Origin of the sequence: Bradyrhizobium sp. CCBAU 53351 (assembly GCF_015291745.1) — a bacterium.
Taxonomy (GTDB): Bacteria; Pseudomonadota; Alphaproteobacteria; order Rhizobiales; family Xanthobacteraceae; genus Bradyrhizobium.
On the sequence record NZ_CP030059.1, the window covers coordinates 4,118,915 to 4,133,586 of the forward strand.

General features: G+C 63.0%; 16 protein-coding genes. 10 read left to right on the top strand and 6 right to left on the bottom strand.

Annotated features, from left to right (window positions below; all coding sequences use genetic code 11):
- Positions 1-15: 15 nt before the first annotated feature.
- The 8 genes from XH83_RS19435 (at position 16) to rnd (ending at position 7,994) form a co-directional block, all read left to right on the top strand.
- Positions 16-867, top strand: coding sequence for a phosphodiesterase (locus tag XH83_RS19435; RefSeq protein WP_194402411.1), 852 nt, complete (start codon positions 16-18; stop codon positions 865-867).
- Position 868: 1 nt separating this feature from the next.
- A complete protein-coding gene (locus XH83_RS19440) occupies positions 869-1,819 on the top strand; it encodes a carbohydrate ABC transporter permease (RefSeq protein ID WP_194402412.1) in 951 nt (316 codons plus the stop codon).
- Positions 1,816-2,685 (top strand): carbohydrate ABC transporter permease, encoded by an 870-nt coding sequence (locus XH83_RS19445; protein ID WP_194402413.1) that lies wholly within the window; start codon positions 1,816-1,818, stop codon positions 2,683-2,685. The genes XH83_RS19440 and XH83_RS19445 overlap by 4 nt, the downstream gene beginning before the upstream one ends.
- Before the next feature lie 11 nt (positions 2,686-2,696).
- Positions 2,697-4,031 carry an ABC transporter substrate-binding protein gene (locus tag XH83_RS19450; RefSeq protein WP_194402414.1) on the top strand — a complete coding sequence of 445 codons (1,335 nt, stop codon included), beginning with the start codon at positions 2,697-2,699 and terminating at the stop codon, positions 4,029-4,031.
- 235 nt (positions 4,032-4,266) lie between these two features.
- Positions 4,267-5,133, top strand: coding sequence for a hypothetical protein (locus XH83_RS19455; protein ID WP_194402415.1), 867 nt, complete (start codon positions 4,267-4,269; stop codon positions 5,131-5,133).
- 20 nt (positions 5,134-5,153) lie between these two features.
- The gene (locus tag XH83_RS19460; protein WP_194402416.1) at positions 5,154-5,435 is read left to right on the top strand and encodes a hypothetical protein; all 282 of its coding nucleotides are present in this window, start codon (positions 5,154-5,156) and stop codon (positions 5,433-5,435) included.
- A 61-nt stretch (positions 5,436-5,496) separates the two neighbouring features.
- Complete coding sequence (locus XH83_RS19465) at positions 5,497-6,501, top strand: glycoside hydrolase domain-containing protein (protein WP_194402417.1); 1,005 nt, start codon at positions 5,497-5,499, stop codon at positions 6,499-6,501.
- Between the two features lie 344 nt (positions 6,502-6,845).
- Positions 6,846-7,994: a ribonuclease D gene (rnd, locus tag XH83_RS19470; protein WP_194402418.1), complete on the top strand. Its 1,149-nt coding sequence runs from the start codon at positions 6,846-6,848 to the stop codon at positions 7,992-7,994.
- A gap of 133 nt (positions 7,995-8,127) precedes the next feature.
- Here the strand turns inward: rnd and XH83_RS19475 are convergent, their stop codons facing one another.
- From XH83_RS19475 to XH83_RS19495, 5 genes are all read right to left on the bottom strand, one after another.
- Positions 8,128-9,510, bottom strand: a complete 1,383-nt coding sequence (locus XH83_RS19475; RefSeq protein ID WP_194402419.1) for an aspartate aminotransferase family protein — start codon at positions 9,508-9,510, stop codon at positions 8,128-8,130.
- A 214-nt stretch (positions 9,511-9,724) separates the two neighbouring features.
- On the bottom strand, positions 9,725-9,895 hold the full coding sequence (locus XH83_RS19480) for a hypothetical protein (RefSeq protein ID WP_194402420.1): 171 nt from the start codon (positions 9,893-9,895) through the stop codon (positions 9,725-9,727).
- A gap of 29 nt (positions 9,896-9,924) precedes the next feature.
- On the bottom strand, positions 9,925-10,488 hold the full coding sequence (locus XH83_RS19485) for an isochorismatase family protein (protein WP_194402421.1): 564 nt from the start codon (positions 10,486-10,488) through the stop codon (positions 9,925-9,927).
- 25 nt (positions 10,489-10,513) lie between these two features.
- Complete coding sequence (locus XH83_RS19490; RefSeq protein ID WP_024338084.1) at positions 10,514-11,134, bottom strand: GNAT family N-acetyltransferase; 621 nt, start codon at positions 11,132-11,134, stop codon at positions 10,514-10,516.
- Entirely contained in the window at positions 11,121-11,738 is a 618-nt protein-coding gene (locus XH83_RS19495; protein WP_194402422.1) for a hypothetical protein, read from the bottom strand. Before XH83_RS19495 ends, XH83_RS19490 begins: the two co-directional genes overlap by 14 nt.
- Before the next feature lie 70 nt (positions 11,739-11,808).
- Here XH83_RS19495 and XH83_RS19500 point away from each other — a divergent pair, with 70 nt between their 5' ends.
- Entirely contained in the window at positions 11,809-12,849 is a 1,041-nt protein-coding gene (locus XH83_RS19500) for a LysR family transcriptional regulator (RefSeq protein WP_194402423.1), read from the top strand.
- A 21-nt stretch (positions 12,850-12,870) separates the two neighbouring features.
- On the opposite strand, the gene XH83_RS19505 is transcribed toward XH83_RS19500, so the two are convergent.
- Positions 12,871-14,028: an autotransporter outer membrane beta-barrel domain-containing protein gene (locus tag XH83_RS19505; RefSeq protein ID WP_194402424.1), complete on the bottom strand. Its 1,158-nt coding sequence runs from the start codon at positions 14,026-14,028 to the stop codon at positions 12,871-12,873.
- A gap of 370 nt (positions 14,029-14,398) precedes the next feature.
- Here XH83_RS19505 and XH83_RS19510 point away from each other — a divergent pair, with 370 nt between their 5' ends.
- The gene (locus XH83_RS19510; RefSeq protein ID WP_018645416.1) at positions 14,399-14,605 is read left to right on the top strand and encodes a cold-shock protein; all 207 of its coding nucleotides are present in this window, start codon (positions 14,399-14,401) and stop codon (positions 14,603-14,605) included.
- The last annotated feature ends 67 nt before the right edge of the window (positions 14,606-14,672 follow it).

Sequence of the window (14,672 nt, forward strand, 5' to 3'; positions counted from 1 at the left end):
CGACACAGCGCGCGCATGCCCTTCAAATTCATCCACCTCACCGACACGCATCTGGCGAACCCCGGCTCGACGCTTTACGGCCTCGATCCGCGCGCCCGGGTGGACGCGGCGATTGCCGACATCAACAAGCATCAGTCCGACGCCGCGTTTGCGGTCGTGACCGGCGACCTCACCCATTGGGGCGAGGCGGAATCCTACGCCAATTTCGCCGACGCGATGGCCGCACTGAAGATTCCCTACATCGCCATGGTCGGCAATCACGACAAGCGCGTCACCTGCCTCGACAGCCTGAGGGCCGCGCCGCGCGATCCCAACGGCTTCGTGCAGGGCACGCGGACCACCGAGCACGGCCTGTTCGTCTTCCTGGACACGCTGGACGAGACCAGCCACGCCGGCGAGATGTGCGCCAAGCGCCTCGGCTGGCTCGCGAGCACGCTTGCAGCCGCACCCGCCGACCAAGAGTTCGTCGTGTTCATGCATCATCCGCCCCTCCCGGTCGGCGTCTACGCGATGGACGAGATCGGACTGAAGCAGAGCGCCGAGTTCGCCGAAATCATCGCGCCCTATCGCGCGCGCATCCGCCACCTCTTCTTCGGCCATGTGCACCGCCCGATCTTCGGCAGCTACGGCAAGATCCCGTTCTCGACCCTGCGCGGCACCAATCACCAGGTCTGGTTCGAGCTGGACGCCAATGCCACCGACCATCTGGCGAGCCACGAGCCGCCGGCCTATGGCGTGGTGCTGATCGCCGACGACAATCTCGTCGTGCACAGCCACGACTTCCTCGACCAAAGCCTGCGCTTCCCCTTCGAGCCTCCGGCGGGAGTGGATGGCCGCCACTATGCGCTCAACTTCGCGGCGCGGTGAGATGAGCCTCGCTGAACCCGCGGCTCTCCCGGTCGCGACCTCGGCAGCGCCGCGCCTGGATGTCCTGAAGCGCCTCACCACCCGTCTCAAAGCTTCGCTGCCGGCCTATCTGCTGCTGCTGCCCTCGCTGATCTTCCTCGCGCTGTTCACCTATGGCGCGATGGGACGCGTGCTCGTCGATGCGCTCTATCAGCGTGCCACGCCCAAGGCGCCGGTCCGTTTCGTCGGTCTCGACAATATCAGCGCGGTGCTGGCCGACCCCGCCTTCACCGGCGCCGTCGTCAACAATTTGATCTACGCCGTCGGCACCGCGATCCCGAGCATCGCGCTCGCGCTGCTGTTCGCACTGGCGCTGTCGCGCACCCATGCCGTCAGCAGCGCGCTGCGCGCCGCGCTGTTCCTGCCGGTGCTGATCCCGATGGTGGCGGCCTCCGCGCTGTTCATGTTCATCTTCCTGCCCAATGTCGGCCTGCTCGACTTCTACATCGGCCGCCTGCTTCCGGTGCTGCCGAATTGGCTCGGCGACCCCGATGTCGCGCTCCAGGCGATCATGGTCATCACGATCTGGAAGAACGCCGGCTATTACATGCTGTTCTTCCTTGCCGGCCTCCAGGCCGTTCCGGAGGACGTGATGGAGGCCGCTCATCTCGACGGCGCCGGGCCCTACATGCGCCTGCGCCACATCATTCTGCCGGAGCTCAAGCCCACCTTCCTGTTCGTCACCGTCATCGCGATCCTCAACGCGGTGACGCAGGTCGACCACGTCTTCGTCATGACCCAGGGCGGGCCGTCCAATTCGACCAGTCTCGTGCTGTTCTACATCTACCAGCAGGCCGTCGAGCATTACGACGTCGGCAAGGCTTCGGCCGCGACGCTGCTGACGCTCGCCGCGCTGATGAGCCTCACCGCGCTGTCGTTCCGCACCATGGCGAACCGCGAGGGCGGGCCATGAAGCTGATGGAGCGGCTCTACAAAGACGCCCCGCTCGCCACACGGGGCGAGATCACCCCAAAGCTCGGCTTTCTGCTGACCGTGCTGCTCGCGATCGTCTGGCTCATCCCTTTCCTGTGGATGGTCGTGGCGACGCTGCGCCCGGCTTCCGACGGCATCAACGCCATGGCCGAGCTGATGCCGAGCCTGAAGCCGACTCTCGACAACATCAGGGATGCCTGGGAGATCGGCGATTTCCCGCGCTACACGCTCAACACCACGATCATCTGCGCCGGCATCCTGCTGGTGCAGTTCGTCACGATCACGCTCGCGGGCTTTGCCTTCGCGCGCCTCGCCTTCGTCGGCAAGACGCTGATCTTCTATTTATTCCTGATGCAGCTGATGCTGGTGCCGGTGCTGCTGATCGTGCCGAACCTGTCGCTGGTGGCGCGGCTCGGCCTCTACGATACGCTCACCGGCGTGATGATGCCGTTCTTCGCCTCCGCCTTCGGCACCTTCCTGATGCGCCAGGCCTTCGAGGCGATTCCGACCGAGCTGGAAGACACGGCCCTGATCGACGGCGCCAGCCTATTGCAGCGCATCCGCCATATCTACGTGCCGCTGTCGATGCCGAGCTTCTCGGCCTTCGCCATCATCTCCGTGACCAGCCACTGGAACGACTTCCTGTGGCCGCTGATGGTGATCAATTCGCCGGACAAGCGGCCGCTCACCGTGGGCCTGTCCGTCTTCACCAAGACCGCCGAAGGCACGCAGGCCTGGGGCACCATCGCCGCCGGCACGCTGATGGTGATCGCCCCGCTGCTCGTCACTTTCCTGATCTTCCAGAAGCGCTTCATCAGCTCTTTCGTCACCTCAGGCATCAAATAGGAGATTTTCCGATGCTGTTCTCCCGCAGGCTCATGCTCGGCCTTGCCACGGCAGGCTCTTTGGCAAGCGCCCTCGCCTTTCCCGCTCTCGCCGGCGAAGGTCCGACCGAGATCGATCTGTTCTTCCCCGTCCCGGTCGACGGCAAGCTCGCCCGCGACATGGGCACCCTGATCAAGGAGTTCAACGAAGGTCACCCCGACATCAAGGCGACCGCGGTCTACACCGGCTCCTATGACGACACGCTGATCAAGACGCGCGCCGCGATCAAGGCCGGCAAGCCGCCGTCCGCGGTCATCATGTCCGCCAACTTCCTGCTCGACATGCAGATCGAGAACGAGCTCACCAATCTCGATGCGCTGATCAAGGCCGACGGCACCACCAAGGAAAAGTTTCTGGGCCAGTTCTTCCCGGCGCTGCAGGGCAACGCGGTGATCAACCGCTCGGTCTATGGCGTGCCGTTCCACAATTCGACGCCGCTGCTCTACATCAACGCGGACAAGGCCAAGGAAGCGGGCCTCGATCCGAGCCAGCCGCCGCAGACCTGGGCCGAGCTCACCGACTGGGCCAAGAAGCTGACCAAGCGCGAGGGCGACAAGGTGACCCAATGGGGCATCGAGATTCCCTGCGCCTACGACTATTGCGGCTGGATGATGGAAACGCTCACCATGAGCAATGGCGGGCGCTATTACAACGAGGAGTTCGGCGGCGAGGTCTATTACGACACGCCCTCGATGCTGGGGGCGCTCTCCTGGTGGAATGATCTCGTCACCAAGCACAAGGTGCATCCGCCCGGCGCAACGCCAGGACCTGCCGTCAGCACCGCCTTCATCTCCGGCAACGCCGCGATGATGATGCTGTCGACGGGCTCGCTCACCTATGTGCGCGACAACGCCAAGTTCGCCTACAAGGTCGCCTTCATCCCGCGCAACGTCCGCAACGCCGTGCCGATCGGCGGCGCCTCGCTGATCGTTCCGGCAGGTCTCGAAGCCGAGAAGCAAAAGGCGGCCTGGACGCTGATCAAGTGGATGACCTCGCCCGAGAAGAGCGGCTGGTGGAGCCGCGCCACCGGCTATTTCGCGCCCAACATGGCGGCGTACAAGACGCCTGACATGGTCGACTTCCTGAACAAGAACCCGGATGCCAGGACCGCCGTCGAGCAGCTCGACGTCGCCAAGCCGTGGTTCGCGACCTACAAGACCGTGCCGGTCCGCAAGAACCTCGAGGACGAGGTGATGCTGGTCCTCAACGGCAAGAAGCAGCCGAAGGAAGCGTTGGCTGCGGCGCAGAAGGCCGCCGACGAAACGCTGAAGCCTTACAATGCGGAGACGTCGCTGAAGCTGCCGTAGGTCTCACGGATCTAACTCGTGCCGGCGTTTCCCACGGGAGCGCCGGCAGCCCGGCAAACCACTTCCTCCGTCGGCCTGCGATTTTCCCGCCGCATATTGCGGTTGCATTATCCGCATCACTCACCTAACATCTGATGTTGGGGGAGGCGCTCATCACATAAGATGGGCGTGAGGGATCATGCGTGAGCGTTGGTCTGTTTATTTTTATAGGCGTATTGTAGATCTTAGAGCGGCCTTGTTCTTGATCGCTGCGGCTTTCGCGTTGAATGCCTGTGCGACGGGTGGCATCGCCGAATTCGAAGCCTACAAGGCTGCGTTCGACAAGGCGCAAACAACATCCGCGTCGATCTTCGATCAGCTTGCGATTCAGGAACGCTGGCTGTTTCTCAGGGTCAACAGGAAGGCCCTGAACTCGGTCACGTTCGATCCCAATCTAGCAAGATATTACACCGACTCCATCGATCCGCCCGGCACAGCCGCATTACGTGCTTCGCTGGACACGATCAAAACCTATAACGACATCCTCTATGGATTGGAGACCGGGCAAACCGCCGAGGCGTTGGCCGGGAAGATTTCTGCGCTCGAGAGTTCGTTGATTTCCGGTGTCAAAGACACCTCATCAGTCATTTCGGGGCTGACCAAGGCGGAGCCGCATGTCGCGGCCGCCTTGCCCGCGATCGATGCTGCATTCCAGGTCCTGTTGCCGTTCGTTCAAGAGGCGTTGAAACTTCGCTCGCGAGAGTACTTTCGTACTTTCCTGGTGAAGGCATATCCGACAGTGATGGCGTTGCTGCACGAGCTGCGTGAATCGACGCGGTATATTTTTCCGGTTCTGACGGCAGCCATACGAAACAGCGACACCGCGGTGAGAGCAGGCCTGACTGCGGCCGATACAGACAAGGTCAATACGTACAGGAAATTGCTGGCGGACTGGGTCATCTTGATTGATGCGACCGCGAAAGCGCTTGAACGGGCCAAACTGGCCGCCGAGGCACCCCCCACCGTCGTCAGCACCATCACCGGCCTGACAGCGGTTGCGATCGAAATGGATGCTGTCGCGCAGAGCGCAAAGAAGCATCTTGCGGAGCTTGCGACCAAGTAATTTCGAATGGGAGGCGACGTATGCCCACCGCGCTGGAAATCATTCAGGACCTCAAAGTGCCGCTTCAAGAGGCATTGACGAAGGCGACCACGGACGCGGATCGACAGAAGATCGAGCAGCAGCTGCAAGCCCTCTCCGACCTCGATCTCGAGATCACGCAACGCAATTTCACGTCCGGCATCGCCGAGCTGCAAGCGGTCACCGAGGCCTTGAGAAAGATCATCGCGGAGCTGCGGGGCCATATCGACAATCTGTTCATGGACCAGCTCGCGCAAGCCGGACGGGATAACGGTGTGGCCTGATCCCCGGACGACGAGGACTTTCGGCAATTTCGAGCAAATCAGTTTTGACGGGAGATAGGGCATGGCATCCACCCCGCTGGAGATCATCCAAGACCTCGAGGAGTCACTGCGCCAGGCCTACAAGAAGGCAACGACCGACGAGGATCGCCAGAAGATCGTGGAGAAGTTGCAAGCGCTCTCGGATCTCGATCTTCGAATCACGCTCGAGGAATTCGAAACCGAGATCGCCAAGCTGCAGGCGATCACCGATACATTGAAAGCAATCATCACCGAACTGCAGGGCCACATCGACAATCTGTTCATGGACCAACTTGCGCAGGTCGGCAAAGAGAACGGCTTGTTGCCGCAGAGCAAGCCGACCGGCGGCCCGCCCGACAACCTCGGCGCGAGCACGGCTGGAGCTGGATCGGCGGGACCGGCGGGATCGGGCTCGACGGTTGGCGGGATCGACTGTGCCTTGGACTGCCAGGACAAAGCCGTGAAGATCAAGAAAGCGGGCTTCACCTTCGTCTGCCGCTATTACCGCAACGCTTCATCACATTATCCGCCACTGTCCGCCCAGGAGGTGGCAACCCTTTCGGCCGCCGGCTTGTCGGTCGTTGCGGTCTGGGAGAGCGCCTCCGACAAGATCGGGCATTTTTCGTTCACCAGCGGCGTCAACGAGGCGACGTCCGCCTATCATCAGGCGCTACTTGCCGGCCAGCCGAAGGACACGCCCATCTATTTCGCCGTGGACGCCGATTTCAACGCGACGGAGATCGCAGGACCTGTTCGCGATTATTTTCGCGGGATCGCATCCGGCTTCGATGCGATCAGCCACCACGCGCCGATCTACCAGATCGGCGTCTACGGCTCCGGCCTCACCTGCGGAACGCTGACCAATCAGGGCCTGGCCAAATACGCGTGGCTCGCAATGTCCACCGGCTGGCGCGGATCGAAGACATTTAAGGGCTGGAACATCAAGCAGTCGGGTGAGACCGTCAATATGGGCTTCGACTACGATTCAGACGTGGCCAAGCCCGGCTTTGGTGGCTTTCAAAGCGTGCTGGCGAACGCGATCGCCTGAGCGCCCCCATTAACCCCCCGTCCACCATCCGGCCCGTCGCACCGCCGGTAACCATCGCAATTAACAGACCCTCAACGCGCCCCCGACAAATCTATCAATGTTTCTGGAGATTTCGCCGTGGATCTGTTGGTTTTCGAGTTCCTGGGGCTGGCGCTGGTCGGCATGTGCGTGGTCGTGGTGGCGCTGCCCTGCGCGCGCAAATCCTCGCACCGGGTCCGCTACGAATAGGAATTTCGTCGGAAAAGACGATTCCGGACCGAATGCAAGGCTCGAATTCGCATCGAGCCCCTTGACATCACAGCACTTTCGGCAGAACGGCTGATATCAAGTGTCATGGGCCGTTCATGGATTTAATTACCACCACCGCTGACCTCGCGGCTGCCTGCAGCCGGCTGGCCAAGCACCCCGTCATTACCGTCGATACCGAGTTCCTGCGCGAGACCACCTATTACCCGCTGCTGTGCGTGGTGCAGATGGCCAGCGCCGAGGAGGCTATCGTCATCGATACCCTGGCCGCCGGCATCGATCTCAAGCCGTTCTTCGAGCTGATGGCCAATGAGGGCGTGCTGAAGGTCTTCCACGCCGCCCGTCAGGACATCGAGATCATCTGGCATCAGGCCAATATCATCCCGCACCCGGTGTTCGACACCCAGGTCGCCGCGATGGTGCTCGGTTACGGCGACAGCATCGCTTACGACGCGCTGGTCGAGAAGGTCACCGGCCACCGCCCGGACAAGACCCACCGCTTCACCGACTGGTCGCGTCGGCCGCTGACCAAGGAGCAGATGCATTACGCGGTGTCCGACGTCACCCATTTGCGCGACGTGTTCGCAGCGCTCGACGCCGATCTCAAGAAGCGCCGCCGCAGCGAATGGGTCTCCATCGAGATGGAGGTCCTCACCTCCCCCAGAACCTACGACTTCCACCCCGAGCGCGCCTGGGAACGGCTGAAGACGCGCGTGCGCAAGCCGAAGGATCTCGCCGTCCTCATGGAGGTCGCCGCCTGGCGCGAGCAGGAGGCGCAGAGCCGTGACGTGCCGCGCGGCCGCGTGCTGCGCGACGAGGCGGTCACCGACATCGCGACCCACGCGCCGACCACGCTGGAGAAGCTCGCCCATCTCCGCTCGGTGCCGAAAGGTTTTGAGAAGTCCAAATGGGGCGCGGACATCGTCGCCGCGGTCGAGCGCGGCCTGGCCCGGGACTTTGCGACGCTGCCGAAGCTGGAGAAGCCGCGCAACAACAACAATGGCGCGGCCATCGTCGAGCTCTTGAAGGTGCTGCTGCGCATGACCGCCGAGAAGCATGCGGTCGCCAGCAAGGTGATCGCGACGGTCGACGACCTCGAAGAGATCGCAGCCGACGACGAGGCCGACGTCCCCGCCCTGCGCGGCTGGCGCCGCGAGCTGTTCGGTGACGCCGCGCTGAAGCTGAAGCGCGGCGAGCTGGCGCTGGCGGTCGAGAAAGGCCGCGTGATCGGAGTTCAGCGGGCGTAACGGTCAGCCGCACCGCCTCTCCACCGTCATTGCGAGGAGCTCTTGCGACGAAGCAATCCAGACTGTTTCCGAGGAGGGATTCTGGATTGCTTCGCTGCGCTCGCAATGACGAAATTTGACGCCGTGGCTCGGCTTACGCCGGCGTTAGCTTGGCCACTTCCGGCTTCATGTCGTTCAGCACGCCGGTAATCGCTGCGACCAGATCGTCGATGTGGGACTTGTTGACGATCAACGGCGGGCAGATCGCGATCGCATCCAGCATGTTGCGCGAGATCACGCCGCGCTCCTGGAGCATGCGGCTGGCGATGCCGCCGACCGCGCCGGGCGTGCTGGCGGCCGTCTTGCGGCCCTTGTCCAGCACGAGCTCGATCGCCGCGATCATGCCGACGCCGCGGACCTCGCCGACCAGCGGATGGCTGGTGAGCTCGCGCAGCTTGCCTTGCATATAGGCACCGAGTTCGGCGGCATGCGCGACCAGGCCGCGCTCCTCGATGATCTTCAGATTCTCCAGCGCGATCGCCGAGCCGACCGGATGGCCGCCCGCGGTGAAGCCGTGGCCGAGCACGCCGATCTTGTTGCTCTCGTCCGCGATCGGCTCGAACATGCGGTCGTTCATGATGATCGCCGAGAACGGGAAATAACTCGAGGTGATCTGCTTGGAGACCACGAGCACGTCGGGCTTGATGCCGTAGGTCTCGCAGCCGAACATCTTGCCGGTGCGGCCGAAGCCGCAGATCACTTCGTCGGCGACCAGCAGGATGTCGTACTTCTTCAGGACCGCCTGGATCTTGTCCCAATAGGTCGCCGGCGGCACGATGACGCCGCCTGCCCCCATCACCGGCTCGCCGAAGAACGCCGCGATCGTATCGGGTCCCTCCTTCTGGATCAGGGCATCGAGTTCCTCCGCCCGGCGCGTCGCAAACGCCTCCTCACTCTCGCCGGCGGCGCCGTCCTTGTAGAAATGCGGCGAGCCCGTGTGCAGGATGTTCGGCAGCGGCAGGTCGAACGAGCGGTGATTGTTCGGCAGACCCGTCAGGCTGGCCGACGCAATGGTGACGCCGTGATAGGCGCGCATCCGGCTGATCACCTTCTTGCGCTGCGGCTGGCCGAGCGCGTTGGAGCGATAGGCGATCAGCTTCAACACGGTGTCGTTGGCTTCCGAGCCGGAATTGGTGAAGAACACCTTGCTCATCGGCACAGGCGCAAGCGCCACCAGTTTCTCGGCGAGGTCGATCGAGGGCCCGTGCGATTTGGCGGAGAACGTGTGATAGAACGGCAGCGCCTGCATCTGCTTGTATGCGGCCTCGACCAGCCGCTTCTCGTTGAAGCCGAGCCCGACGCTCCACAGACCGGCCATCGCCTCGAAATAGCGCTTGCCCGATGCATCGAAGACGTAAGGACCATCACCGCGTTCGATCACCAGGGGACCGGCCTGCTGATGCGTGCGCGCGTTGGTGTAGGGATGGAGCTGATAGGCCACATCCCGGGCCTCTTGCGAATTGGGCAGCATGGACATTGCTAGAGATCCTTGAAAGCGTCACGTCGCAGGCATAGCCGGCGTCATCACTCGGTGATCGAGTACCTTGGCTATTGCGACAGCGCAGAACTTGCAACGCCAATTCGTCGGCAGCAAGCGCTCAGCAGCGTTGCACAAAGCCGCAGATGACAAAGCCGCGCATCACGGAACGGCACATCCAGGGCCTCACGTCAGAGAACCGCTGGGCCAGCTCTCACGCCGCGTCGTCGTCATGCCCGTCGCCGGCGCCGGCTGCGGCTTCCCTCACCTCCACCAGCGCCATCGAAAGCAGATAGACCGTCGTCGGCAGGCCAAGCCTGCGCGCCTTCTCGGCGGCATGCGACAGGTCGCTCGCCAGCTCCTTGAGCTCGTCTCCCCGTGACAATCTCTCACCCCATCCGCCGGTCGCGGCGCTTACACCGCAACGGCGCCGCTGGTTCTGATCAGTTCGGCGCTGGACTGGATTGTAGCAAAATTCCCGATGACATTCACTACCGCATGCTTATAGGCGGCGGCATCGCCCGTGGCCGGCTGCCGGCAAGCCACGGCGTCGGCGACGACCCGATAGCGATGGCTGCGGTGAAACCCGTCGGCGGCGGTGGCCAAGATGGTCTCGTCGAGGGAAAAACCGATCAGAATGCAGCGGACATTGCGGATATTGGACATGTAGTCCACAAACCGCGACGAGCTGTAGGCGGACGGGAGCGGATGCTCGAACGTCAGCTCGCCCGGCCGCGGCTTCATCTCCGCAATCCAATCGGTCAGCCTTGATGCCGGATTGAACCACGCGGCCTGCGCAATGCGCTTCAGATGCATCACGGGCCACAGATTGCCGCGCCATAGCATCAGCAATTCCAGGCAGCGTGCGGTCGCGGCGTCGCCGTCGAGGATGACGTGGCGACGCCCGGGGGTCAGATATTCGACCTGAAGATCCGCACAGACCAAGAGTGGCGGATCGTCGTGGATGGAGGCCAGCATTGTCTTGCGCCAGGCTGCACCAATTTCAGCGGTCAGCGAGCGCGAGGTCCCGCAGCGGCGAGGTCACCGCCCGCCCCGCCGAGGCGTCGAGCACGCCCGGCCGGTCCCAATCGCCCTCGGGACGGATGATCACATAGGGATCGCTGTCCAGCGTGATCGCGTCCGGGCCCGGCTCGATCTCCAGCAGCATCTCCGTGTAGGAAAAATCCGAGAACGTGATCTTGCGATTATGGCCGAGCGGCTTGGCGCCGAAATGCGCCCAGAAATCGACCAGCCTGTCCTGCGCCTGACCGTAGATCTTGCGAAATCCCTTGCGCTTCACGTAGTCGACACTGGCCTGCACCAGCTTGAAAGAGACGCGCGAGCGCCTGTATTGGTGACGCACCGCGAGCCGCTCCACCTTGGCGAAATCGCCGAAGAAGCGCACCCGCAGACAGCCCGCAGGTTCGTTGCCGACGAAGCCGATGAAGTGCGCCGCGACCATGTCGTTGCCATCGAACTCCTCCTCGAAGGGACAATCCTGCTCGGCGAGATAGACCGCGGAACGAATGGCGGTGACCAGCATGAGATCGTTTGGATCGCGCGCGAGGCGGATGGTGATGGCGCGGGAACAGGGCTTGGCGACGGGAATCCTAGTACCGTGCATCTGCAAAACTCCTTGCTTGAATGATCGGGCCCGCCATACGCATGGGTTGCCGATGCCAGGGCCGCTCGTAGCACCAGAGGTCGGGCTGGAAACTCGGGACCGGCGCGAAGCCGGTCGCCTTCATGATGTCGCGTCCTGCCACCGTTGACGGCTGCGCATAGCAATCCGCGCCGCGAAACCTTAGCTGTCGCAGGTGTGCAGCCGCCTTGCCGAGACCAGCGATGCCGCGCCCCGTCGCCGCGATCGCCCAGATGTAGATGGCGGCGACCTCTTCCTTCGCGGAAGCGAGATAGTGCGTCTCGGGCGCAGTGAGGCAGATCTCGTCGAGCAGCAGCGCATCGTGCCCGCGGTCGTTGAGGAACAGGAAGGCCATACCGCCGACGAGCTGGCCCTTTCGGCTGAATGTCAGGATGCTCTGGGGATCGAACGTGAAGTATCGCGCAAGCTCTTCTGTCCCTATCCGCACGCCCGGCACCAGCCGGTGCGCCATCTGCGCAAGTGCGGAAATTTCGGAAAATTGCGCGCAGCGGACATCGACGTCCGCGCTCAGCGGTAAGGCATCGAAATCATGCCTTGCGGCAAACGAGCCCCTTTCCATACCCATGTCACGCCTCTATCGTTCGAGGCTTCGCGCCCCGCTATGCCACTGAGCTTAGCGGCTGGGGATCAGGAGTATGCAGCAGTTATTGCACCGGGGTGCTGCGATGATGCAGCACCGTGAAGAAGCCCTGGATGCGTCCTGGGACGATTTGAAACTGTTTTTAGCGTGCGCAAAGTATAAAAGTTTTCGCAATGCCGCCGAGGAGCTCGGGCTCACCTCGACCACGCTGATGCGCCGGGTCGACCGGCTCGAAGAGAGCATCGGCTGCAAGCTGTTCCTGCGCGACCAGAGCGGGCTCACGCTCAGCGATGAAGGCACCGCGATGATCGCCGACGTTGCGCATATGGAGCGTCATGCCTTCAACGTCTTCCGGCGCGCGTCGCGATCGTCGAACGACACCTCGGGCATCGTGCGCGTCGCGGTGACGGAGGGCCCCGGCAATTTCTGGATCCTGCCACGACTGATCGACTTCCAGAAGACCTACCGCAGGATCACCGTCGACCTGCGCTGCGCGATGGAGCAGGCCGACGTCGCACGGCTTGAATCTGACATCGCGATCCAGCTCGAGCCGCCGACCAATCCCGATTTGATCGTCGCCAAGCTCGGCCGCCTCCACATCTATCCCTTCCTCTCCAAGGAGTACGAAAACCTCTACGGCGTGCCCGCGACCCTTGCGGAGCTGAAGAACCACCGCATCATCAAGCAGAGCGCACCGCAGGTCGACGACGGCGCCTATGCCCGTGTGCTCGGATTGAAGTCGCTGGAAGGTATCGTCGGGATCAAGACCAATTCCTCGGTCGGCGTGCTCTACGCCGTCGAACGCGGCGCCGGCATCGGCTTCCTGCCGACGGTCTCGATCGCGCTTGGCGCGCCGCTGGTCGCCGTCGATCTCGGCGTCAGCCACCACGCCGATCTCTGGCTCACCTATCACAAGGAGTTCCGAGCCTCCGAGCGCCACAAGATCGTGGTCGACTGGCTGAAGAAGATCTTCGATCCAAAGGCCTATCCCTGCTTCCGCGACGAGTTCATCCATCCGAACGCGCTGGTGCCGATGATGACGGCCGCGCGGGAGGGTTTTGGCCTGACGGGATATGTCGCGGCGACGCCGGCCTGAACAGCCAGGCGAGCTTTCCGCTCACCATTTGTATTCGAAACCGAACGTGCCCTGGTGCGACGTCAGCAAGCTGCGAAACTTGCCGTCGTAATTGACGTAAAGCCGCGCCACGTTGGTCAGGCTGAGCGAAGCCGAGGCTCCGGCATCCGCGCCGTAGCGGCTCTCGCCGATGCCGGGAACGACGATGCTCTGGGTTCCCAGGCTGACCTGGATCGATCCGAGATCCTGATGGAAATTGTCGACGAATTTGCCGTAGGCGGACAGGTCGAGGATCTTCTGGTCGATGATGAAGTAGCGGCCGATCTCGGCCCCGATCATCACGCGCGCGCGTGAGAGCGCGGTCGAGCCGACGTTGAGCGGGTCGAGGCCGCCGGTCTCCTGGAAAGCCGCACTGGTGGCGCGCACATATTCCAGCGCCCCCTTCGGCACGATGCGCATCTGGTCCTTGGTCCAGTAATAGCTGATCTCGGTTAGCGCGCCGTCGATCGCAGCGCGATAGCCCGCAGTCGCAAGGCCGACGCCGGTGTCGCGGCTGGAACGGACCTTGCCGAAGCCGTGCACCACGGCAAAGGCCCAGGTCCACGGGCCCTTGTCGACCGAACCGTTGATGCCGATTTGCGTCAGGTCGAGCGTCGCCGACTGCAGCGCCAGCGGCACGTCGATGTCGGTATGGCTCTGGTCGACGGAGAAGCCGAGATTGACACCCGGTGCCACGCGCGCGCCGAAGCCGGCGACGCCGCCGGCCGTCTTGCGCTTGTCGCCGACAAAGTCGCCTTGTGCGTCGGAGCGCACAGAGATGCCGTAGCCCTCGAACCAGGTGCGATAGCGCGGATCTTCCGTGCTCGCCGACGCGCCGCCGCCGCCGGGATTGGTGCGGGACGCCCGGTCGAAACCGCCCGAAGCCTGGTTGCTGAGCCGCTCCAGGAAGTTGGAGCCGAGATTGAGCGCGCTGTTGCCGACCGACTGGTCGTAATTGGTCGCTGTCGGCGACGGCATCGGGGTCGGTGACGGCGTGGGTGTCGGGGTCGGCGTCGGTGTCGGGCTTTGCGCGAAGACCGGCGCGGTCGCCGACATCGTCAGGACAAGCGCAAACGCCACCGCGATCGCGGCCGCGACCCTGCGGACGCGGTCCAGCCCGATCGTCTGCCGTGTCCCGGAGGGCTGCGATGTGCAGCACATGTCGACAAATCCCGAAGCAAAAGGCGGCGCGCAAAAATGCAACACGCACGGCGCGCGCATGTCGCGATTTGTGCCGAACTGCTCCGGAGGGTCAACCGCTGAGCACGCTGTCACCGAGGCTATTGCCTCGATTGTGGTTCCGCGGCCACAGGTCGGAAATTGCAGGGCGGCACGTCCTGCCCGCCCTTGAAATTCGCGCACTGCTTGCTAACGCGCGATTTTCATGTTGCAATATTGGACACAATCGGAATTGGCCGCTCGCTGTGCGTTTCGCGACGTTGAGACTCGAACAGACTTCGGAAGCCCGTTTGTGGCGTGGCACGCGAAACAGCGGCCGCGTCTTTTTTATACCTAGTGGAGGAGACTAGCGATGCCGCAAAAGGGCACCGTCAAATGGTTCAACCCGACCAAGGGCTATGGGTTCATCAAGCCGAATGGCGGCGACAAGGACGTATTCGTCCACATCTCCGCCGTCGAGCGTGCCGGACTCTCCACCCTCAACGAAAACCAGGTGGTTGAATACGACCTCGTGGAGAACCGCGGCAAAGCCTCCGCGGAGAACCTCAAGGTCTCCTGATTTCTCTCAAGACTGACATGCGAGAGATCATGACGTTGCCCCCGGCTCCGCCGGGGGATTTCGTTTG

Bases quoted from the DNA above. Each gene is read 5' to 3' on its own strand.
- XH83_RS19435 (WP_194402411.1), top strand. From the start codon at position 16: ATGCCCTTCAAATTCATCCACCTCACCGACACGCATCTGGCGAACCCC.
- XH83_RS19440 (WP_194402412.1), top strand. From the start codon at position 869: ATGAGCCTCGCTGAACCCGCGGCTCTCCCGGTCGCGACCTCGGCAGCG.
- XH83_RS19445 (WP_194402413.1), top strand. From the start codon at position 1,816: ATGAAGCTGATGGAGCGGCTCTACAAAGACGCCCCGCTCGCCACACGG.
- XH83_RS19450 (WP_194402414.1), top strand. From the start codon at position 2,697: ATGCTGTTCTCCCGCAGGCTCATGCTCGGCCTTGCCACGGCAGGCTCT.
- XH83_RS19460 (WP_194402416.1), top strand. From the start codon at position 5,154: ATGCCCACCGCGCTGGAAATCATTCAGGACCTCAAAGTGCCGCTTCAA.
- XH83_RS19465 (WP_194402417.1), top strand. From the start codon at position 5,497: ATGGCATCCACCCCGCTGGAGATCATCCAAGACCTCGAGGAGTCACTG.
- rnd (WP_194402418.1), top strand. From the start codon at position 6,846: ATGGATTTAATTACCACCACCGCTGACCTCGCGGCTGCCTGCAGCCGG.
- XH83_RS19475 (WP_194402419.1), bottom strand. From the start codon at position 9,510: ATGTCCATGCTGCCCAATTCGCAAGAGGCCCGGGATGTGGCCTATCAG.
- XH83_RS19485 (WP_194402421.1), bottom strand. From the start codon at position 10,488: ATGCTGGCCTCCATCCACGACGATCCGCCACTCTTGGTCTGTGCGGAT.
- XH83_RS19490 (WP_024338084.1), bottom strand. From the start codon at position 11,134: ATGCACGGTACTAGGATTCCCGTCGCCAAGCCCTGTTCCCGCGCCATC.
- XH83_RS19495 (WP_194402422.1), bottom strand. From the start codon at position 11,738: ATGGGTATGGAAAGGGGCTCGTTTGCCGCAAGGCATGATTTCGATGCC.
- XH83_RS19500 (WP_194402423.1), top strand. From the start codon at position 11,809: ATGCAGCAGTTATTGCACCGGGGTGCTGCGATGATGCAGCACCGTGAA.
- XH83_RS19505 (WP_194402424.1), bottom strand. From the start codon at position 14,028: ATGTGCTGCACATCGCAGCCCTCCGGGACACGGCAGACGATCGGGCTG.
- XH83_RS19510 (WP_018645416.1), top strand. From the start codon at position 14,399: ATGCCGCAAAAGGGCACCGTCAAATGGTTCAACCCGACCAAGGGCTAT.